Origin of the sequence: Paraburkholderia nodosa, assembly GCF_001718195.1 — a bacterium.
In the GTDB taxonomy this organism is placed as follows: Bacteria; Pseudomonadota; Gammaproteobacteria; order Burkholderiales; family Burkholderiaceae; genus Paraburkholderia; species Paraburkholderia nodosa_A.
Window position 1 is genome coordinate 183,759 of record NZ_MCNV01000010.1, and the last position, 20,079, is coordinate 203,837.

Here is a 20,079-nt window from a genome sequence, read left to right on the forward strand (position 1 = left end):
TCCTAAGCGGCCTTCGGCGTCCTGGTGGCGCGCACCGCTTCGTCGAGCTCCTGGAAGCTCGGGCGGTCGGCGGTGAACAGCACCTTGCGGCCGAATTCCACGGCCACGGGCGGCGCGTAGCCGGCGAGCGACGCGAGCAGCACGGCCTTCACGCACTGAAACGGCTTGCTGGCGGCGCGGCCCTTGGCGTTGAGCAGGTCGGCGATCGGACCGACGAAGCCATAGGCGAGCAGAATGCCGAGGAACGTGCCCACGAGCGCGCCCGCGATCATCTCGCCGAGCACGGCCGGCGGCTTGCCGACCGAGCCCATCGTATGCACCACGCCCATCACGGCGGCCACGATGCCGAAGGCGGGCAGGCCGTCGGCCATCTTCTGGATCGCGTTGGGCGCAATCGACACCTCCGAGTGATGCGTGTCGAGTTCTTCGTCCATGAGGTCCTGCATTTCCATGGGATTGACGTTGCCGCTCGACATCATGCGCAGATAGTCGACGATGAAGTCGAGCAGATGATGGTCGTCGAGCACGCGTGCGTACTTCTGGAAAATCGGGCTGTTCTCGGGCGCTTCGATGTCGGCTTCGAGCGCCATCATGCCTTCCTTGCGCGCCTTTTGCAGCAGCTCGTAGAGGAGGGCGATCAGCTCCAGGTATTGCGCCTTCGTGTAGCCGCCGCCCTTGAAGCAGGTGGGTAGCGCCTTGAGCGTCTTGCCGAGCGTGGCGGTGGGGTTGCTCACCACGAACGCGCCCAGCGCCGCGCCGAAAATGCACAGGAGTTCGAACGGTTGAACGAGCGCGGGCAGGTGTCCCCCCACGCCCACGAAGCTCCCGATCACGGATCCGAGCACGACGATCCAGCCAATTGCTACAAACATGATGTCTACCTTCTCTTTCTCAAAGTACTACGGGTCAATCTGGTCAGGCCGGCTCGACGAGACGCTTGGGCCGCGCCTCGTTCGCCGCACGATCCACGTTGAGCAAAGCGTCGATTTCACGCGCCGCCATCGCCTTGCCGAAGAAATAGCCCTGCGCGTAGTCGCAGCCCTTCGCCGCCAGCGTGCGCGCGAGTTCCGCAGTCTCCACGCCCTCGGCCACGGTGCTCATGCCCAGGTTCGAGGAGAGCGCGATGATCGCGTCGACGATCTTGACGCTCTCGTTGCACGAGGACATCGAGAGCACGAAGGAGCGGTCGATCTTCAGCTTGTCCACCTTCAGCTCGCGCAGGTGCTGCAGGCTCGAATAGCCGGTGCCGAAGTCGTCGAGCGACATGCGCAGCCCCGCGTTGCGGAAGTCCGCGAGCACGGCGCGCGCCGCGTCGAAGTCGTACATCAGCGCCGATTCGGTGATCTCGATCTCCATGCGCTCGGGCGGCATGCCCTCGTCGGCGAGGATCCTGAGCAGCAGCGCCGCGAGTTGCGTGTCCTTGAACTGCGCGGGCGAGAGATTGAGCGCGAGGTGGTAGCGCGAGGGCCAGCCCAGCGCGTCGCGGCACGCGCGCCGCAGGATCGAAGCCGTGAACGCGGGCGAAATGCCCATCTGCTCGATGAGCGGCACGAACACCTCGGGCGAGATCCAGCCGCGCTGCTCGTGATGCCAGCGCGCGAGAATCTCGAAGCCGGTGGTCTGCCCGTCGGCGAGGCGCACGAGCGGCTGGTAGAACGGCCGAATCTCGCCGCCCGCGAGCGCGCGGCGCAGGTCCGATTCGAGCGAGGCCTGCAGGCGCAGCTCGTCGTCCATCTTCTGCTCGAAGAAGCGGTACGTGCCCTTGCCTTCGCATTTGGCGCGGTACATGGCGATATCGGCGGCGCGCAGCAGCGCGTCCGGGTCGCCGCCGTCGCGCGGGCAGCATGCGATGCCGATGCTCGCGTCCACGTTGATGCGCAGCTTGCCGATGTCGATGGGCGCGCGTGTGGCGGCAAGCAGGCGCTGCGCCAGCTCGCTCGCGGCCTCGATGTGGTCGTCGCGGTGCACGCGGGCGAGCACGGCGAACTCGTCGCCGCCCAGGCGCGCAACGGTGTCGCCGTCGCGCACCACGCGACGCAGGCGCGCGGCAATCTCGCACAGTACCGTGTCGCCCGCGGCGTGACCGTGGAAGTCATTCACGGGCTTGAAGCGGTCGAGGTCGATCACGAACACGAGGTAATCGGGCGAGCGGTGCTGCGTGCGCTCCAGCGCCGCGCTCATCTCCGCTGCGAGCAGACGCCGGTTGGGCAGGCCCGTGAGCGGGTCGTGGCGCGCCAGCGCCTGGGCATGGGCCTCGGCGGCGCGCGTGGCTTCGTGGGCGAGATGCAGCTCGCGGGACTTTTCGCACAACGTATCGAAGGCATGCGCCATCGCGCCGATCTCGTCGGTGCGGTTCATGTCGGGCAATGCGCGCATGTCTTCGCCGTGCGCGAGGCGCACGAGCGAATCGGTCAAGGTATGCAGCGGACGCAGCAGCGTACGCTCGAGGTAGTGCAGCAGCACGAGGCCAAAGGCGAGCGTGGCGAGCGCGATCGCAAAGGCGGCTTCGAGCGTGTGACGCACGCGCAGGATGCCGCGCTGGACCTGGTTGTGCAGCTTCTCGACCGCGAGTTCGCGCGGCGCGGCGGAGACGGCTTGCCTCGGCGGTGCGTCGGTTTCCTGCCCGGCGCTTTCATCGTGCCAGCTCGTATCCACGCGTTCGAAGGCGTGGCCAAACGCGATCAACTGGCTCGCAAGCAGTGTGGTTTGCGTGGCGAACAATGCAAAGAACAGGCCGATGAAAAACTTCGTGCGTGCGCGGATCGAGGCGCGCAACGTTGCGCGCGCACGCACTAACCAGGGAAGCGCCGCTGAGGGATTCAAGGCAGCGGCGGGATCGGGCATGGCCGCCACGGTTTCCTGTCTCATGTCTCGATGTCCGTGTGGCATTAGATTCTGCGTGTGCGCACCTGCGCCGCGAGGCGGCGCACGGCGTAGTGACACGACGTGCCGGTCTGCTCATGAGCGCTGCGTGACGGCGCGCGGCGCGCACGCGGCGCGGCGCTCATGCGCGCGCCGGCGCCGCGGCCGGCGGCAATACGCGCTGCGGTGGCGATGCGGGTAGTCTGTTTCAGTCGCAGGGTTTGCGCGAGGGTTCTCATGGTGACACCGGAAGGGTGGAGCTTTGCCCTTTTTACGGCCTTGAAAAAGCGTTGCTGAAGTCGCCAGACAAGTTTTTTTTGAGGGCTTGATCGATTTCGCAACGCGTTAGCCAGCCGGTTAAAAACCGCCTTTATTTCGGATATCGAAGTAATTAGACCGCTGTGACATTTCATGCAGAAAGTGCGCAACGCCCGTTGGGCCGGGCTACGCGAGCAGCGCGGGTGTGACGGCCGTGGCGCTCGATGATTGCGCGACCCACACGTATACCGAACGTTCGTGCGCTTATATTGCGATTCCTGCATAAGGGAAATGCCTGGCGCGCAAGGCTGGCGCGATAGGCGCGGTGCGGGCATTCCCACGCTTCAGTTTTCGCTTGATCTGGCCGTAAACCCAGGTGAGGCGCGCCGGTGCGGAAAGCGCCACGCAAACCGTATCCGTCCTGCCGGGCCCCCCACACGATGATCACTGCTCCGCTTCCTCTGGATGAGGACGTCCGCCTTCGGGCGCTGCGGCAACTCGACATACTCGACACCGATCCCGAAGAGGCGTTCGATCGCATCTCGCGGCTCGCCGCCTTCGCGTTCGACATGCCGATCGTGCTGATCTCGCTCGTGGACGAAGACCGCCAATGGTTCAAGTCGCACCATGGGCTGGCCGCGTGCGAAACGCCGCGCAGCGTGTCGTTCTGCGCGCACGCCGTGCTGAGCAAGTGCATGCTCGTGGTGGAAGACGCGCTCGACGACGAGCGCTTTCTCGACAATCCGCTCGTCACGGGCGCGCCGAACATCCGCTTCTATGCAGGTTCGCCGCTGTGCCTCGCCGACGGCCAGGTGGTCGGCACACTGTGCCTGATCGACGAAAAGCCGCGCACGTTCGACGCGGCCCAGGCCGCCATGCTCGCGGATTTCGCGCATCTCGTCGAGCGCGAGCTGGAATTGCGCCGGCAGTTGAACCGCTCGCGCACGGCGCACGAGCGCGACCGCCGTTCGCTCGCCATCAGCGAGGCGCGCTTTCGGACCGTGTTCCAGCAAACGCCGATCGGCAAGGCCGTGGTCGATCTCGACGGCCGTTTTCTCGACGTGAACCAGAAGTTCTCGGAGATCATCGGCTACGAGGAGAGCGAACTGCGCCGCCGCACGTTCGCCTCGGTCACGCACCCGGCCGACATTGCCGCCGATCTCGCGCAAGTGGCCGAGCTGCTCGCGGGCCGCCAGGCCACGTATGCGATCGAAAAGCGCTATCTGCGGCGCGACGGCCAGGCTGTGTGGGTCAATCTCGCGGTGTCGCTCGTGCGCGACGTGTCGGGCACGCCGCTGCATTTCATCGCGGCGGTGCAGGACATTACGAGCCGCAAGAAGAGCGAAGAGGCATTGCGCAACTATCACGTCGAGCTCGAAGAGCGCGTGCGCGAACGCACGGGAGAACTGCGGCGCAGCCGCGACGCGCTGCAGACCATCACCGACAACGTGCCGGCGCTCATCGCCGTGGTCGATCGCGATCTGTGCTACCAGTTCAACAACGAGACGTTCAAGCGCGTATTCGGCGCGGAGCCGGCGGCGCTGCGCGGACGCAGCCTGAGCGAGACGCTGCGCCCCGAAGTGTTCGAGCAGTTGCAGCCGCTCTTTGCGCGCGCGCTGGCCGGTGAACGCGTGACCTGCGACGAGGTGCGGTATCGGGCCGATGCCGACCGCGTGTGGTCGGCCACCTACATTCCGGCCAAGCGCGAAGGCAAGGTGACGGGCTTCTACGTGATGGCGCACGACGTGACCGAGCAGCGCCGTACCGAGCAACGCCTGCGCGAGGGCGCGCTGATCGACCCGCTCACGGGGCTCGCGAACCGGCGCGCGCTGCAGGAGACGCTGCGCGAACTGCGCACGAGCGGTGAGCCCTTCGCACTCTTCTTCATGGACATGGACGGCTTCAAGTCCATCAACGACCGTTACGGCCACGACGTGGGCGACGCTTTGCTCAGGGAGGTCGCGCGCAGGCTCGTCGCCACCGTGCGCACGGGCGACGTGGTGAGCCGCCTGGGCGGTGACGAATTCGCGGTGGCGAGCCGCGGCGTGAGCGACGCGCGCACCGGCGAGCGCATCGCAGCGGCCATTTGCCGTGAAGTGTCGAAGGCGTTCATCGTCGCGGGCCGCGTGATCGAGACGAGCGCGAGCGTGGGCGTCGTGCTGACGGGCGTGACAGGCGCGGCCGGTGTGGTGGACGCAACGAGCGCGATGCTCTCGACCGAAGCCGGGAACAGGGCGCTGGCCGACGATGCGCTGTGTCTCGCCGATGCGGCCATGTACGAAGCGAAGCGCGCGGGGCGCAACACGTGGCGGTTGGCGCCGTGCGCTGAAGCGATGGTGGCGTCGTGAAGCTGCACGCTCCGTTCTCATGTGACTGATTCGATTGCCGCTAGCGTCTGGTTGTCGGCAAGTGCGGCGCCACTCTCCACGCGTAGCCGCGCCTTATCTCGCCTGCGGGCGAAATGCTTTCCGGCATCCGCCCCTGCCGGCTTCTCGTTCCAGGTTCCAGCAACGTGTTCGACGCGCGCAGCTTCGCTCCTCGTTGCGCCCGATCAAGCCAATTTCTCCCGCGCTTTGCTCGAATAGGGTAAACCCCGGGCGCGATGAAAATTAATTTTCACTAAGATCCGCCCATGTAATTTCATTTACGGCACGTGCCGTTCCCCTCAGCGTCCCGACTCCCGTTCACGTATGCCAACCCGACCGTCGACTCCCGACACGCCCGAAGCCGAGATCGTCGCGCGCATCACTGCCGCGATGCCCGTCCTCACACCGGGCCACCGGCGCATGGCCGAGTATGTGCTCGCAAACCTGTTCCATGCCGCGACCATGCGCATCGACGAACTGGCGGACGCGGTGGGCGCTTCGGTGGCCACGGCCAACCGCTTTGCGCGCTCGCTCGGGTTCGACGGCTATCCGCAGTTTCGCGAGGCGCTCGTGCGCGGCTTCGAGGCCACGCTCGCGCCGGTCGAGCGGCTGCGCAGCGCGCAGGAATCGCCGACCAGCGGCGCCGAGCTATTCGGCGCCTCGCTGGAGCAGGCCGAGTCGAACCTGCGTTTGTCGCGCCAGTCGATCGACAGCGCAGCGGCTGCCGCAGCCGTGGACGCGATTCTCTCTGCGCGCCGCGTCTACATAATCGGCTCGGGCACGAGCGCGTTTCTCGCCGGACTCATGGAGAACGCCCTGCTGCCGTATCTCGACAACGTGCAGGCGCTCGCCTCGGTCGGCGGCCCCACGCATTCGGCGCGCAGGCTGCTCGGCGCGAACAGGGACGATCTGGTGATCGGCATCGCGTTTCCGCGCTACGTGGACGACACGATCAAGCTCTCGCGCCACGCCGCGAAGCTGGGCGCGCGCGTGCTCGCGCTCACCGACAGCATCGACTCGCCGCTCGCGCGCTTCGCCGATCTCACGCTGCCGATCCGTTCCGAACGTCGCCTTGCGGCGAACTCGGAGGCCGCGGTGCTGGCCGTCATCGAAGCGCTTTGCGACGCCGTGGCGTTGCGCGCGAAGGATTCCGTCGTCGCTGCGGCGGCCATCACCGAATCGGTGCTGCCGTGGCTCACTTCGGCCCCGGCGCAGGCGTCTGTCGCGCCAGCCGCTCCGTCTTCCCCAACGAAAAAGAAGTCATGAAATCGAACGCAGTCATTGCCATTCACGGCGGCGCCGGCACGATCCTGCGCGCATCGATGGCGCCCGAAGTCGAAACCCAGTATCTCGACGCGCTGAGCGGCATTCTCGCGGCTGGCCAGCGCATCCTCTCGGAAGGCGGCAGCGCGCTCGACGCCGTCGAAGAAGCGGTGCGCCTGCTCGAAGACTGTCCGCTATTCAACGCGGGCCACGGCGCGGTGTTCACGTCCGCAGGCACACATGAACTCGACGCCTCGATCATGGACGGCCGTACGCTCGAAGCGGGCGCCGTGTGCTGCGTGACGCGCGTGCGCAATCCGGTGCTGGCGGCGCGCCGCGTGCTGGAGCAGAGCGAACACGTGCTGTTCACGGGCGAAGGCGCGGAAGCGTTTGCAGCGGCCCAGGGCCTCGAATTTGTCGATTCCTCCTACTTCCACACCGATGCGCGCTACCGCCAGTGGCAGCTCGCCCGCGGTGAAGCGCGCGCGATGCTCGATCACGACGGGGCAACGCTCGAAGCAAAGGCAGCTGCAAACGCATCGGCGGACAGCCTGCCGCACGAGCCGATCGACCCGAACCGCAAGTTCGGCACGGTGGGCGCGGTGGCGCTCGACGCGCACGGCCACGTCGCGGCGGCGACTTCGACGGGCGGCATTACGAACAAGCAGGTGGGCCGCGTGGGCGACGCGCCGCTGATCGGTGCGGGCTGCTATGCCGACGACGCCACCTGTGCGGTGTCCACCACGGGATCGGGCGAAATGTTCATGCGCATGGTCGCGGCCTACGACGTGGCGGCGCAAATGAAATATCGCGGTGTTTCGCTATCCGAAGCAGCCACGAACGTCGTGATGGAGCAGTTGCCGCGCATCGACGGCCGCGGCGGCCTGATCGCCGTGGATGCACAAGGCAACGTGGTCCTGCCGTTCAATACCGAAGGTATGTACCGTGGCTACGCGCGCGTGGGCGAAGCGCCCGTTGCGTCGATCTACGCTTAAGCGGCGCATCCTTTTTTGCGCACCAAACGAAGGAATCCTCATCGTGCAGATGTCATCGAACCGTCCTGATATCGCGCCGGCCAGCGGAAAGGCCGCGCTGCCGCCGAATCGCGTGATCGACGTCCGTAACCTTTCCGTGTCGTTCAGGCGCGGCGCGGGCGCGTTCGAAGCCGTGCGCAATCTGTCGTTCCACGTCGACCGGGGCGAGACGCTCGCCATCGTCGGCGAATCGGGTTCGGGCAAGTCGGTCACATCGCTTTCGCTGATGCGGCTCGCCGAGCACGGCGGCGGCCGCATTACGGGCGGCAGCATCGACCTGCGCCGTCGCAACGGCAGCGTGCTCGATCTCACGCGTGCGAGTAGCTCGACCATGCGCTCGGTGCGCGGCGCGGATATCGCGATGATCTTCCAGGAGCCGATGACTTCGCTGAACCCGGTGTTCACGGTGGGCAACCAGATCAGCGAGGCGATCGCGTTGCATCAACAGATGAACGCCGCGCAGGCGCGCGCCGAAACGCTGCGCCTGCTCGACCTCGTGCGCATTCCCGAGGCGCGCCGCGTGATGGACCGCTTCCCGCATCAGCTTTCGGGCGGCATGCGCCAGCGCGTGATGATTGCGATGGCGCTCTCGTGCAAGCCCGCGCTCCTGATTGCCGACGAACCGACCACGGCACTCGACGTGACGATCCAGGCGCAGATCCTGCAACTCATTCGCGGCCTGCAGGACGAGATGGATATGGGCGTGGTCTTCATCACGCACGACATGGGCGTGGTCGCCGAAGTGGCGGACCGCATTCTCGTGATGTATCGCGGGGAAAAGGTGGAAGAGGGCGCATCCGATGCGCTGTTCGCCGCGCCTTCGCACCGTTACACGCAGGCGTTGCTCGCCGCGGTGCCGAGGCTTGGCGCAATGCAGGGCACGGACTTGCCGGAGAAGTTCCCGCTGCTGTCGATGAGCGAAGCGGCGCGCCCGGTCGCCACGTCGAACCCTCCGGCGAACGCGCCAGAAACGAACGCGCCGCCGGTCCTGCGCGTGCGCGACCTCGTCACGCGCTTTCCCGTGCGCAGCGGATTGTTCGGCAAGGTCACAGGCCGCGTGCATGCGGTCGAAAAAGTCAGCTTCGATCTTCACGCCGGCGAAACGCTCGCGCTGGTGGGCGAGTCCGGTTGCGGTAAATCGACCACGGGCCGCTCGCTGCTGCGGCTCGTCGAGAGCCAGAGCGGCACGATCGAATTCGGCGGCCGGAATATCAGCACCCTCACGGGCCCCGCGCTACAGACGTTGCGCCGCGATATCCAGTTCATTTTTCAGGACCCGTTCGCCTCGCTCAACCCGCGCCTCACGGTGGGCTTCTCGATCATGGAGCCATTGCTCGTGCACGGCATCGCGAAGGGCGCAGAGGCGCAGGCCCGCGTGGAATGGCTGCTCGATCGCGTGGGCTTGCCGAAGTCGGCGGCGGGCCGCTATCCGCACGAATTCTCGGGCGGCCAGCGTCAGCGCATTGCCATCGCACGAGCGCTGTCGATGAACCCGAAAGTCGTGATCGCCGACGAATCGGTGTCGGCGCTCGACGTTTCCGTGCAGGCGCAGATCGTCAACCTGATGCTCGACCTGCAGCAGGAGCTTGGTGTGGCGTATCTCTTCATCTCGCACGATATGGCCGTGGTGGAACGCGTGAGCCATCGCGTCGCGGTGATGTACCTGGGGCAGATCGTCGAGATCGGCCCGCGCCGCGCCGTGTTCGAGAACCCGCAGCACGCCTATACAAGGAAGCTCATGGGCGCGGTGCCGATCGCCGATCCGGCGCGCCGCCACGCGAAGCGCGTGCTCGCCGCCGACGAACTGCCGAGCCCGATTCGCGCACCCGGCGACGAGCCGCAGGTCCTGCCGCTTGTGTCGGTCGGCCCCGGCCACTTCGTTGCAAAGCATCGGGTGGGCGGCGCGTACTGAACACGCCCGCATGCCACGCAATCGTTCACTGTTTAGCTGGAATATTTCGCCGAGTCGTCAAGATTCATTGCTATGGAGACCTGATTGATGAAAGAAGTCAAAACATGGATGAAGGGCAGCGCGCTCGCACTCGCGCTGATCGCCGGCGCGACTGCCGTACATGCCGCCGAACAGCGCGCGGTGATGGCCGTCGATTCGACCTTCTCGACGCTCGACCCGTACGACGCCAACGATACGCTTTCGCAGGCGGTTTCGAAGTCGTTCTACCAGGGCCTGTTCGGTTTCGACAAGGACCTCAAGCTCACCAATGTGCTCGCCACGAGCTATGAAGTGAGCGGCGACGGTCTCGTCTACACCTTCAAGCTGCGCGAAGGCGTCAAGTTCCAGGACGGCACCGACTTCAACGCGGCGGCTGTGAAGGCGAACTTCGACCGTGTGACGGACCCGGCGAATCACCTGAAGCGCTACAACATGTTCCGCCGCATCGCGAAGACCGAAGCGGTCGATCCGTACACGGTAAAGGTCACGCTGAACGCGCCGTTCTCGGCGTTCGTGAACGTGCTCGCGCACCCGTCGGCGGTGATGATTTCGCCGGCGGCCATGAAGAAGTGGGGCAAGGACATCGGCCTGCATCCGGTGGGCACGGGCCCGTTCGCGTTCGTGAAGTGGGACCCGGCCGGCGACCTCGTCGTGCACAAGTTCGACGGCTACTGGAAGAAGGGCTACCCGAAGATCGACGAGATCGACTGGAAGCCGGTGGCCGACAACAACACGCGCGCGGCGCTCATGCGTACCGGCGAAGCGGACTTTGCCTTCCGCATTCCGTTCGAGCAGGCGAGCGCGTTCCAGTCGAACCCGAAGGTGGACCTGATCGCCACCCCCTCGATCATCCAGCGCTACATCAGCCTGAACACCGCGAAGAAACCGTTCGACAACCCGCTCGTGCGCCAGGCGCTGAACTACGCGATCAACAAGGACGCGCTGGCGAAGGTGGCATTCGGGGGCTACGCGCTGCCTTCGGACGGCGTACTGCCGCAAGGTGTGGACTACTCGATCAAGCTCGGCCCCTGGCCGTACGATCCGGCCAAGGCGCGCGAACTGCTCAAGCAGGCCGGTTACCCGAACGGCTTCGAAACGACGCTGTGGTCGGCGTATAACAACTCAACCGCGCAAAAGGCGATTCAGTTCGTGCAGCAACAGCTCGCGCAGGTGGGCGTGAAGGCGAACGTCGAAGCGCTTGAAACGGGCACGGCGGTCGCGCGCGTGGAAAGCGCGCAGGACCCGGCAACGGCCGGCGTGCGCATGTATTACATCGGCTGGTCGTCGTCCACGGGTGAGGCGGACTGGGGCATCTCGCCGCTGCTCGCTTCGGCATCGTGGCCGCCCAAGCTCATGAACACGGCGTACTACAAGAACCCGGCGGTCGATGAGGACCTCGCGAAGGCGCTCGAAACGACGGACCGCGCGCAAAAGACGGCGCTCTACACCGACGCGCAAAAGCGCATCTGGGCCGACGCCCCGTGGGTATTCCTCGTGAAGGAGAAGGTCGTGTACGCCCGCAGCAAGCGCCTGGCCGGCGCGTATGTGGCGCCGGACGGCTCGTTCAACTTCGACGAGATCTCGATTCGCTAATGCGTTGCGCGCCGCGCCGGATCGCTAGTGTCCGGCGCGGCGCGCACGCCCCGATGCAGTAACGCGCTCATGCTGAATTTCATTGTCAAACGCTCGCTGGGTCTGCTGCCGACGCTCCTGATCGTCGCGGTCCTCGTGTTCCTGTTCGTGCACCTGCTGCCGGGCGACCCGGCGCGCCTCGCAGCGGGTCCCGAAGCGGACGACGCCACGGTTGCGCTCGTGCGCGCCGATCTCGGCCTTGACCAGCCGCTGCCGCAGCAGTTCCTCCACTTCTTCGTGCGCATCGCTCACGGCGATTTCGGTGTTTCGATGCGCAGCAAGCGCCCCGTCGTCACCGAAATCGGCGAGCGTTTCATGCCCACGCTGCTGCTCACGCTCACCAGCATGGTCTGGGCCGTGGTGTTCGGCATGGCGATCGGCATCGTCTCGGCCGTGTGGCGCAATCGCTGGCCCGATCGCATCGGCATGGCGCTCGCGGTGTCGGGCATTTCGTTTCCGGCTTTCGCGCTCGGCATGGCGCTCATGGAGCTGTTCTCGGTGCACCTGGGCTGGCTGCCCGTGGTGAGCGACGGTTCGTGGCGCAGCTACGTGCTGCCGTCGGTCACGCTCGGCGCGGCCGTGGCGGCGGTGATGGCGCGCTTCACGCGGGCTTCTTTCGTCGAGGTGCTCAACGAGGACTTCGTTCGCACGGCGCGCGCGAAGGGCGTCGCCGAACAATGGGTGGTGATCAGGCATTGCCTGCGCAACGCGATGATTCCCGTGGTCACGATGATGGGCCTGCAGTTCGGCTTCCTGCTGGGCGGCTCGATCGTCGTGGAGGTGGTGTTCAACTGGCCGGGCCTTGGGCGGCTGCTCGTCGATTCCGTTGCGATGCGCGATTACCCCGTGATTCAGGCCGAAGTGCTGTTGTTCTCGCTCGAGTTCATCGTCATCAATCTGATCGTGGACGTGTTGTACGCGGTCATCAATCCGACCATTCGATTCAGGTGAGCCCGCCATGAGCACGACCCTAAACGAAGCCGTACGCGCAGAGGACGAAGCGATCCGCACGCCGTGGCGCGAATTCTGGCGCAAGTTCCGCAAGCAGCACGTCGCGCTCGGCGCGGGCGCGTTCGTGCTGCTGCTGGTGGTGATCGCGGTGTTCGCACCGCATCTCGTGCCTTACGACCCGGAAAATTACTTCGATTACGACTCGCTCAACGCGGGTCCCTCGGCGGCCCACTGGTTCGGCGTGGACGCGCTGGGCCGCGATATTTTCAGCCGCATTCTCGCGGGCACGCGCATTTCGCTCGCGGCGGGTTTTCTTTCGGTGGCGCTGGGCGCTATAGTCGGCACGTTCTTCGGCTTGCTCGCGGGTTACTATGAAGGCTGGTGGGATCGCATCACCATGCGTGTAGCCGACGTGCTGTTCGCATTCCCAGGCATTCTGCTCGCCATCGGCGTGGTGGCGATCCTCGGCAACGGCATGATCAACGTGGTGTGCGCGGTGGCGGTGTTCAGCATTCCGGCGTTCGCGCGGCTCGTGCGCGGCAATACGCTCATGCTCAAGCATCTCACGTATGTGGAGGCCGCGCGCAGCATTGGCGCGTCGGACTGGACGATCATCATGCGGCATATCCTGCCGGGCACCGTGTCGTCCGTGATCGTGTATCTGACCATGCGTATCGGCACGTCGATCATCACGGCCGCGAGCCTGTCGTTCATCGGCCTCGGCGCGCAGCCGCCCACGCCGGAGTGGGGCGCCATGCTCAACGAGGCGCGCGCCGATATGGTGACGGCGCCGCATATCGCGCTGTTCCCGAGCCTCGCCATCTTCCTCACCGTGCTCGCGTTCAATCTGCTGGGTGACGGCTTGCGCGACGCACTCGACCCGAAGCTGGACCGCGCATGAGCATCGATCGTGGAGATACTGCGCCGCATATCGGCACACTGGCGAGCGGCGCAACGGGAACGATTGCCGACGTCAGCGGTGTGCGCGTCGGGCACTGCACGCTCGACGCGGGCGACGTGCAAACGGGCGTGACCGTGCTGCTGCCGCATGCAGGCGACCTCTTTCGCGAGAAGGTGCCGGCGAGCGCTTGTGTGATCAACGGATTCGGCAAGAGCATCGGGCTCATGCAGCTCGAAGCGTTGGGCGTGCTCGAAACGCCGGTTGCGCTGAGCAACACGTTTGCGGTGGGCACGCTCGCACAGGCGCAGGTTCGCGCGGCGGTCGCGGCGAATCCGCAAATCGGGCGCGGCCTGCCGACCGTCAATCCGCTCGTGTTCGAGTGCAACGACGGTTACCTGAACGACATTCAGGCGCTGGCCGTTCATGAGGAACACTATCTCGCGGCCTGCGCCGCCGCGAGCGCCGACTTCGCACGCGGCAGCGTAGGCGCGGGGCGCGGCATGTCGAGCTTTGATCTGAAAGGCGGCATCGGCACGGCGTCGCGCGTCGTGCAGGCGGCGGGCGTGCAGTACACCGTGGGCGCGCTCGTGCTGGCGAACTTCGGCCGCTTGCCGATGCTGACGATCAGCGGCGTGCCCGTGGGGCGCGTGCTTGCTGCGCGCGCGGCGTCGAACCGCGCGACGCAGGAGCCCGAGAAGGGCTCGATCATCATGCTGATCGCCACGGACGCGCCGCTCGACGCGCGGCAGCTTCGACGCGTTGCGCTGCGCGCGGCAGCAGGTCTTGCGCGCACGGGGTCCGTCTATGGACACGGCAGCGGCGATATCGCCATGGCGTTCAGCACCGCGTACACATTGGCGCACGACGCATCGACCCACGCGTTGCCGCCCTTGCTCGCCGACTCGCAACTCGATCCGCTGTTTCAGGCAGGCGCCGATTGCGTCGAGCAGGCGATTCTCGACGCCTTGTGGAGCGCACGCACTGTGCAGGGCCGCGATGGCCACGTGCGTCTCGCGCTGCGCGAAGCGGCGCCCGATCTCGCCGATCTTCGTTCAGGCGGAGTGCACGCGTGAAGGTACTCATTTCGGTCGATATCGAAGGCATAGGCGGCGTCTTCAACGTTCAGCAAACGCGCGCGGGAAACGCCGAGTACGAACAGGCCCGCCGCTGGATGACGCTCGAGGCGAACGCGGCCGTGGAAGGCGCATTCTCGGGCGGCGCGAGCGAAGTGTGGGTCAACGACTCGCATGGCGGTTTCAACAACCTGCTGCTCGACGAGATCGACGCGCGCGCACGCGTGATACTCGGCAAGCCGCGCACGCTTGGCATGATGGCGGGGCTCGAGCACCGGCCCGCGCTTGTTTTCATGATCGGCTATCACGCCATGGCGCAAAGCCGCGGCATGCTTGCGCACACCATCAACAGCTTTGCGTTCGCGCGCGTGCTCGTGGACGGCGTGGCGACGGGCGAGGCGGGGCTGTATGGCGCGCTCGCGCAGGAATACGGCGCACGCGTGGCGCTGCTCAGCGGTGACGATGTATTCGAAGACGAAACGCGGCCCGCTTTTCCCGATGCGAAGTTCGTCGTGGTGAAGCGCGCCCGCGGCCACGCGAGCGGCGATCTGCTGACGCCCGCCGCGAGCCGCGAACGGGTTCGCGACGCGGCGCGCGAAGCCGCCGGGCAGGTCGCACGCGACGGCGAATGGTGGGACCGCGCGTGTGCGGCGCCGCGTATGCGCACGTGCGAACTGCACACGCAGACGACTGCGCTGGCGGATCTCTTTGCGCAGTGGCCGGGTGTCGAGCGCGCGGCGGGCTGCGTGATCCGGTTTGGGGCGCCAACCGCCGAGTTTCTCGTGCGCACGCTCAATAGCTTGTCGGCGATGTCGGCGGTGCTGCGATGAGGCGGCCGCTGGTCTCGGCATTGTGCAACTAACAGTCAGCCCCGTCACGCCCAACAAAACGGACTGGCGGCCTCGCCGCCAATCCGCCAAAAGCCTGCCGTTCAACCCGTCAGGTCTTCCTCCAGCCGGTCGAACACCCGCTGTGTCGCGCCACGCGCATGCAGCGCGAACAGCAGCAGCGAACGGCCCGTCACCTGGTAGATATCGCCCGCTTCGAATTCGGGCAGTTCGTCGCGCACGGGCATGTTCGTGTCGATGAGGCAGTTCCACTGGTCGTTGCCCGGCACCGAAGGAAGCGTGAAATCCACCACGTCGTGATAGGCGTTGAACACGATGAGCATGGTCGCATCCGAGGCGAGGCGCATGATGCCACTCGTTTGCGATCGTCCATCGATCAGCATGCCGAAGCAACGCATGGCCGCATCGTCCCACTGCTCCTGAGCGAGCGGTACGCCTGCGGGCGAGAGCCATTCGACGTCGGTGACGTCGAGCGTCGCGTTGTGCTCGCCGATGAGAAACCGGTTGCGTCGCAGCACCGGCAGCGCATGGCGCAGCGCGGTAAGCTTGCGCACGAAGTCGGCGAGCGCGCGGCCCGTGTCGTCGATGCCGTCCCAGTCCACCCAGCTCACGTCGTTGTCCTGGCAGTACGCGTTGTTGTTGCCTCGCTGCGTGCGACCGAACTCGTCGCCCGCGAGCAGCATCGGCGTGCCCTGCGAGAGCAGCAGCGTGGCGAGGAAGTTGCGCTTCTGGCGCTCGCGCAGCGCGCGGATCTCGGGGTCATCGGTCGGGCCTTCCGCGCCGCAGTTCCACGAGAGATTGTCGCCGTGGCCGTCGCGGTTCTCTTCGCCGTTGGCTTCGTTGTGACGGTCGTTGTACGAAACGAGATCGTTCAGCGTGAAGCCGTCGTGCGCAGTGACGAAGTTCACGCTCGACCATGGCCGCCGTCCGCGCCGGTTGAAGCTGTCGCCCGAAGCGCACAGGCGCGTGGCGAGTTCGGGCGCCTTGCCCTCGTCGCCTTTCCACCAGGCGCGCGCGGTGTCGCGAAAGCGGTCGTTCCATTCCATCCAGCCGGGCGGGAAGCCGCCCACCTGGTAGCCGCCCGGCCCGCAGTCCCACGGCTCGGCAATCAGCTTCACGCTCGCGAGAATCGGGTCCTGGCGGCAGCTGTCGAGAAAGCCGCCGCCTTCGTCGAAGCCATAGGGCTCGCGCCCGAGGATCGTCGCGAGGTCGAAGCGAAAACCGTCCACGCCCATTTCGAGCACCCAGTAGCGCAGGCTGTCCGTGACCATCTGCAGCACGCGCGGGTGCGAGAGGTTGAGCGTATTGCCCGTGCCTGTGTCGTTGATGTAGTAGCGCCGGTCTTCGGGTAGCCGGTAGTACGAAGCATTGTCGATGCCGCGAAACGAGAGCGTCGGACCGAGTTCGCTGCCTTCAGCGGTGTGGTTATAGACCACGTCGAGTATCACTTCGAGACCCGCCTGGTGCAGGCGGTCCACCATGTTCTTGAACTCGTCGATCGAGCCGTGCGCGCCCACCGAGTAGCGCGGGTCCGGCGCGAAGAAGCCGATGGTGTTGTAGCCCCAGTAGTTCGTGAGACCGCGTTCGAGCAGGTGCGAGTCATTCACGAAGGTGTGGATGGGCAGCAACTCCACGGATGTCACGCCGAGCCCGCGGATATATTCGAGCACCGGCGTCTGCGCGAGCCCCGCGAAGGTGCCGCGCTCTTCGTGCGGCACGTCGGGGTGGCGGATCGTGAAGCCGCGCACATGCGTTTCGTAGATGATCGTGCGCTCGCGCGGCACACGTTCGCGCATCGGGTGGTGCCATGTGAAGCCCTGATCGACCACGCGGCAGCGCGGCACATAACGCGCGCTGTCTCGCGTGTCGAACGAGAGATCGCCGTCGGGGCTCCCGATCGTGTAGCCGAACACGGCGGGATGCCAGCGCAGCGCGCCCACGTGCGCCTTCGCGTAGGGATCGAGCAGCAGCTTGTGCGGATTGAAGCGATGGCCCGCCTGCGGCTCGTAGGGCCCGTGCACGCGATAGCCGTAGATGGCGCCCGGTGCGAGGTCGGGCAGATAGACGTGCCACACCTCGTCGGTGTATTCGGGCAACTCGATGCGTTCGAGTTCGCGCAGGCCGCTCTTGTCGAAGAGACACAACTCGACCTTGGCAGCGTTCGCGGAGAAGAGCGCGAAGTTCACGCCGCGGCCGTTCCAGGTGGCGCCGAGCGGGAACGGCTGTCCTTCTACGATACGGGTGGCGGTTTTTTTCTTCATGGGCTCGTCGGTTGGGGACGCGATGGCGCGCGCCACCAATGCCGTTGCGCGCGAGGGCGGGCTTGTGTCAAGCAAGGTTTGGGCCCAGGGCCCGCAGCGCAGCGGATAGACGAGAAGAGAGGGGCCGGATACACGGGGCACCGCGGTGGTGCGCGCTGCGCGCGTGTAGCTTTGGCGCAGCGCGTGCCCAGATTTACCGATGTCGACCCAGACTTCGCGTGCAGCGCCTACTTCACGGTTTGCACGACTTCGAAGCCTTCGAACTCGGGATGGCTCAAATAGACCGGACGGTTTGCCCCTCCCGCATTGCCCGCGTTTCGATGCGCCGCGCGAAAGGCGTCGGAACGCGTCCAGTCTTCGAAGTGCGCGTGGCTCGCCCAGATCGTGTGGCTCGCGTAGAGCACGTGGTCTTCGCGCTGCGGGCCTTTGAGCAGATGAAATTCGATGAAGCCGGGCACTTGCTTCAAGTGCGTGTCGCGCGTGGCCCAGACTTCCTCGAATGCGGCCTCGGAGCCCGGCGCGACCTTGAAGCGATTCATGGCGATGTACATTGCGGCGTTCCTCTTCGCGTACGAAAAATCGATAGGCAAGGCGGCGGGTGACTGCGCCCGCCGCCGCTTCGAGATCCGATTATAAGAGGCCGCGAAGGCGCTCGCGCCGCGTCGGTCCGTCGGCCTCAGCCAACACGGAACACTTGTACGGTGCCAGCGCCGCCGCGTTGAGCGCGAGGATATTGGTTTGAAACGCGATGCCTTCGATGATGGCGCTTCGGCTTCCCCATAACGTATCTTCGCGTTGTCGTAGAGGTGCTTCTTGACTAGCCGCCGGGATTTAGGGCTGAGCCTGACCCGCCGCTCACGCGATCGCGGCCGCCGGACGCACCGCCGCGCTCGGCGGCTGTCCGGTCTGCTGCCGCGAGCGGCCCGAGCTGAGATAGTCGGCGATCGAATCCTGTGTGATCTCGCCCACGTAGGCGCCGTCGGCGTCGAGCACCGGCATCCACGAGGCGCGGAACTGGTACATCTTGGAGAGCACGATGCGCAGGTTGTCGTCGACAGAAACCGTAGCCGGGAAGGGCGTGATGCGATCGCCGCAGACGCCTTCGACCCCGCGCGCGGCGCGGCGCGCCACGAAGCCGAGCGCGTGCTGCGCGTCGTCGAGCACGGTGAGATAGCGAGAATCGCTTTCGTCCATCGCGGCGAACGCGTGCGAGAGCGGCGTTTCGGCGCGCGCCGTTTCGGGTTGCGTGGCGGCGTCGCCGGCCTTCACGAGCAACAGGCGCTTGAGTGTGCTGTCCTGACCCACGAACTGCGCGACGAAGTCGTCATGCGGGCGCGCGAGCAGCGTATCGGGGTGGTCGTATTGCACGAGCCTGCCGCGCCGGAAGACCGCGATGCGGTCGCCCAGCTTGATCGCCTCGTCGATATCGTGGCTCACCATGATGACGGTCTTCTTCAGTTGCCGCTGCATCTGGAAGAACTCGTTCTGGATGGCCTCGCGATTGATCGGATCGACCGCGCCGAACGGCTCGTCCATGAGCAGCACGGGCGGATCGGCAGCGAGCGCGCGAATCACGCCGATACGCTGCTGCTGACCGCCCGAAAGCTCGCGCGGATAACGCTTCAAATACAGCTTCGGGTCGAGCGCGACCATCGACATCAGCTCTGCCGCGCGTTCGGCGCAGCGCTTCTTGTCCCAGCCGAGCAGCCGCGGCACGACCGTGATGTTCTCCGCGATCGTCATGTTCGGGAAGAGGCCGATCTGCTGGATCACATAGCCGATGCGGCGGCGCAGATCCACTTCGTTCAGGCCCGTCGTGTCTTCGCCGTTGATGAGCACGCGGCCCGAGGTCGGCTCGATCAGCCGGTTGATCATCTTCAGCGTGGTGGTCTTGCCGCAGCCCGAGGGGCCGAGGAACACGCAGATCTCGCCTTCGGCCACCGAAAGGCTCACCGAATCGACGGCGCGCACGGCCTGGCCGTCTTTCTGCGTGAAGGTCTTCGTCAGTTGGTCGAGTTCGATCATGTCTTCTGTACTCCTTTCGGTGTCAAAGCGCGCTGCAGCATCTGCAACAACAGGTCGGCGACGATCGCGAGCACGCTCACGAGCACGGCGCCCACGAGCAGCTTCATCATGCTGCTCTGGCCAATGGCGCGAATGATCAACGTGCCGAGGCCGCCCGCGCCGATCACGGCGGCAATGGTCATCACGCCGATGTTCATCACGACCGCCGTGCGCACGCCCGCAAGAATCACGGGCACGGCCAGCGGCAGATCGACGAGACGCAGCCGCTGCCACGACGTCATGCCGATGCCGGTGCCGGCTTCCTTGATGCCCGCATCCACGTTGCGTAGCGCGAGGTAGGTGTTGCGCATGATCGGCAGCAGCGAGTAGAGAAACACAGCCGTAATGGCGGGCACCGCGCCAATGCCCTGACCGAAGCGCGAGAATACCGGGATCATCAGGCCGAATAGCGCGATGGAGGGCAGCGTGAGGATGATGGTCGCCAGTCCCAGCAGCGGTGCGGCGAGCCAGTCATGGCGGCTGATGAGCACGCCGAGCGGCACGCCCGCGATGATCGCGCAGCCCACGGCGATGCCCACGAGGTAGAGGTGCTGGAGCGTGAGTTGCAGCAGCTCGGGCCAGCTCGAAGCGAGATAGTCGAATACGTTCATAGGG

At 65.9% G+C, this 20,079-nt stretch carries 16 protein-coding genes; 9 read left to right on the top strand and 7 right to left on the bottom strand.

What is annotated here, in order from left to right:
* Positions 1-2: 2 nt before the first annotated feature.
* The 3 genes from motA to BFD71_RS40625 are packed head-to-tail and all read right to left on the bottom strand — an operon-like array spanning position 3 to position 3,275.
* Entirely contained in the window at positions 3-872 is an 870-nt protein-coding gene (gene motA, locus BFD71_RS19285; protein WP_069265888.1) for a flagellar motor stator protein MotA, read from the bottom strand.
* Positions 873-915: 43 nt separating this feature from the next.
* A complete protein-coding gene (locus BFD71_RS19290) occupies positions 916-2,868 on the bottom strand; it encodes a putative bifunctional diguanylate cyclase/phosphodiesterase (protein WP_069265889.1) in 1,953 nt (650 codons plus the stop codon).
* A 20-nt stretch (positions 2,869-2,888) separates the two neighbouring features.
* On the bottom strand, positions 2,889-3,275 hold the full coding sequence (locus BFD71_RS40625) for a hypothetical protein (RefSeq protein ID WP_141710728.1): 387 nt from the start codon (positions 3,273-3,275) through the stop codon (positions 2,889-2,891).
* Between the two features lie 285 nt (positions 3,276-3,560).
* On the opposite strand from BFD71_RS40625, the gene BFD71_RS19300 reads away from it, so the two are divergent.
* The 9 genes from BFD71_RS19300 (at position 3,561) to BFD71_RS19340 (ending at position 15,121) form a co-directional block, all read left to right on the top strand.
* Positions 3,561-5,468 (top strand): PAS domain S-box protein, encoded by a 1,908-nt coding sequence (locus tag BFD71_RS19300; protein WP_069265891.1) that lies wholly within the window; start codon positions 3,561-3,563, stop codon positions 5,466-5,468.
* 342 nt (positions 5,469-5,810) lie between these two features.
* Positions 5,811-6,752: a MurR/RpiR family transcriptional regulator gene (locus BFD71_RS19305; RefSeq protein WP_069265892.1), complete on the top strand. Its 942-nt coding sequence runs from the start codon at positions 5,811-5,813 to the stop codon at positions 6,750-6,752.
* On the top strand, positions 6,749-7,744 hold the full coding sequence (locus BFD71_RS19310; RefSeq protein WP_069265893.1) for an isoaspartyl peptidase/L-asparaginase family protein: 996 nt from the start codon (positions 6,749-6,751) through the stop codon (positions 7,742-7,744). The genes BFD71_RS19305 and BFD71_RS19310 overlap by 4 nt, the downstream gene beginning before the upstream one ends.
* A gap of 49 nt (positions 7,745-7,793) precedes the next feature.
* Positions 7,794-9,695: a dipeptide ABC transporter ATP-binding protein gene (locus BFD71_RS19315; RefSeq protein WP_069265894.1), complete on the top strand. Its 1,902-nt coding sequence runs from the start codon at positions 7,794-7,796 to the stop codon at positions 9,693-9,695.
* Positions 9,696-9,803: 108 nt separating this feature from the next.
* A complete protein-coding gene (gene gsiB / locus BFD71_RS19320) occupies positions 9,804-11,327 on the top strand; it encodes a glutathione ABC transporter substrate-binding protein GsiB (RefSeq protein ID WP_370684292.1) in 1,524 nt (507 codons plus the stop codon).
* Positions 11,328-11,396: 69 nt separating this feature from the next.
* On the top strand, positions 11,397-12,317 hold the full coding sequence (gene gsiC, locus BFD71_RS19325) for a glutathione ABC transporter permease GsiC (protein WP_069265896.1): 921 nt from the start codon (positions 11,397-11,399) through the stop codon (positions 12,315-12,317).
* Between the two features lie 7 nt (positions 12,318-12,324).
* Positions 12,325-13,218 (top strand): glutathione ABC transporter permease GsiD, encoded by an 894-nt coding sequence (gene gsiD / locus BFD71_RS19330; protein WP_069265897.1) that lies wholly within the window; start codon positions 12,325-12,327, stop codon positions 13,216-13,218.
* Positions 13,215-14,291, top strand: a complete 1,077-nt coding sequence (locus BFD71_RS19335) for a P1 family peptidase (protein WP_069265898.1) — start codon at positions 13,215-13,217, stop codon at positions 14,289-14,291. The genes gsiD and BFD71_RS19335 overlap by 4 nt, the downstream gene beginning before the upstream one ends.
* On the top strand, positions 14,288-15,121 hold the full coding sequence (locus BFD71_RS19340) for a M55 family metallopeptidase (protein ID WP_069265899.1): 834 nt from the start codon (positions 14,288-14,290) through the stop codon (positions 15,119-15,121). The genes BFD71_RS19335 and BFD71_RS19340 overlap by 4 nt, the downstream gene beginning before the upstream one ends.
* Before the next feature lie 101 nt (positions 15,122-15,222).
* Here the strand turns inward: BFD71_RS19340 and glgX are convergent, their stop codons facing one another.
* The 4 genes from glgX to BFD71_RS19360 form a co-directional block, all read right to left on the bottom strand.
* Complete coding sequence (glgX, locus tag BFD71_RS19345; protein ID WP_069265900.1) at positions 15,223-17,400, bottom strand: glycogen debranching protein GlgX; 2,178 nt, start codon at positions 17,398-17,400, stop codon at positions 15,223-15,225.
* A 227-nt stretch (positions 17,401-17,627) separates the two neighbouring features.
* Positions 17,628-17,951 (bottom strand): antibiotic biosynthesis monooxygenase family protein, encoded by a 324-nt coding sequence (locus BFD71_RS19350; protein WP_069265901.1) that lies wholly within the window; start codon positions 17,949-17,951, stop codon positions 17,628-17,630.
* A 304-nt stretch (positions 17,952-18,255) separates the two neighbouring features.
* Positions 18,256-19,425, bottom strand: a complete 1,170-nt coding sequence (locus BFD71_RS19355; protein WP_069265902.1) for an osmoprotectant ABC transporter ATP-binding protein OsmV — start codon at positions 19,423-19,425, stop codon at positions 18,256-18,258.
* The gene (locus tag BFD71_RS19360) at positions 19,422-20,075 is read right to left on the bottom strand and encodes an ABC transporter permease (protein ID WP_069265903.1); all 654 of its coding nucleotides are present in this window, start codon (positions 20,073-20,075) and stop codon (positions 19,422-19,424) included. Before BFD71_RS19360 ends, BFD71_RS19355 begins: the two co-directional genes overlap by 4 nt.
* Positions 20,076-20,079: the final 4 nt, after the last annotated feature.

What these genes read in the sequence shown, in the direction of transcription:
- motA (WP_069265888.1), bottom strand. Translation starts at nt 872, where the DNA reads ATGTTTGTAGCAATTGGCTGGATCGTCGTGCTCGGATCCGTGATCGGG.
- BFD71_RS19290 (WP_069265889.1), bottom strand. Translation starts at nt 2,868, where the DNA reads ATGAGACAGGAAACCGTGGCGGCCATGCCCGATCCCGCCGCTGCCTTG.
- BFD71_RS40625 (WP_141710728.1), bottom strand. Translation starts at nt 3,275, where the DNA reads ATGAAATGTCACAGCGGTCTAATTACTTCGATATCCGAAATAAAGGCG.
- BFD71_RS19300 (WP_069265891.1), top strand. Translation starts at nt 3,561, where the DNA reads ATGATCACTGCTCCGCTTCCTCTGGATGAGGACGTCCGCCTTCGGGCG.
- BFD71_RS19305 (WP_069265892.1), top strand. Translation starts at nt 5,811, where the DNA reads ATGCCAACCCGACCGTCGACTCCCGACACGCCCGAAGCCGAGATCGTC.
- BFD71_RS19310 (WP_069265893.1), top strand. Translation starts at nt 6,749, where the DNA reads ATGAAATCGAACGCAGTCATTGCCATTCACGGCGGCGCCGGCACGATC.
- BFD71_RS19315 (WP_069265894.1), top strand. Translation starts at nt 7,794, where the DNA reads ATGTCATCGAACCGTCCTGATATCGCGCCGGCCAGCGGAAAGGCCGCG.
- gsiB (WP_370684292.1), top strand. Translation starts at nt 9,804, where the DNA reads ATGAAGGGCAGCGCGCTCGCACTCGCGCTGATCGCCGGCGCGACTGCC.
- gsiC (WP_069265896.1), top strand. Translation starts at nt 11,397, where the DNA reads ATGCTGAATTTCATTGTCAAACGCTCGCTGGGTCTGCTGCCGACGCTC.
- gsiD (WP_069265897.1), top strand. Translation starts at nt 12,325, where the DNA reads ATGAGCACGACCCTAAACGAAGCCGTACGCGCAGAGGACGAAGCGATC.
- BFD71_RS19335 (WP_069265898.1), top strand. Translation starts at nt 13,215, where the DNA reads ATGAGCATCGATCGTGGAGATACTGCGCCGCATATCGGCACACTGGCG.
- glgX (WP_069265900.1), bottom strand. Translation starts at nt 17,400, where the DNA reads ATGAAGAAAAAAACCGCCACCCGTATCGTAGAAGGACAGCCGTTCCCG.
- BFD71_RS19350 (WP_069265901.1), bottom strand. Translation starts at nt 17,951, where the DNA reads ATGTACATCGCCATGAATCGCTTCAAGGTCGCGCCGGGCTCCGAGGCC.
- BFD71_RS19355 (WP_069265902.1), bottom strand. Translation starts at nt 19,425, where the DNA reads ATGATCGAACTCGACCAACTGACGAAGACCTTCACGCAGAAAGACGGC.
- BFD71_RS19360 (WP_069265903.1), bottom strand. Translation starts at nt 20,075, where the DNA reads ATGAACGTATTCGACTATCTCGCTTCGAGCTGGCCCGAGCTGCTGCAA.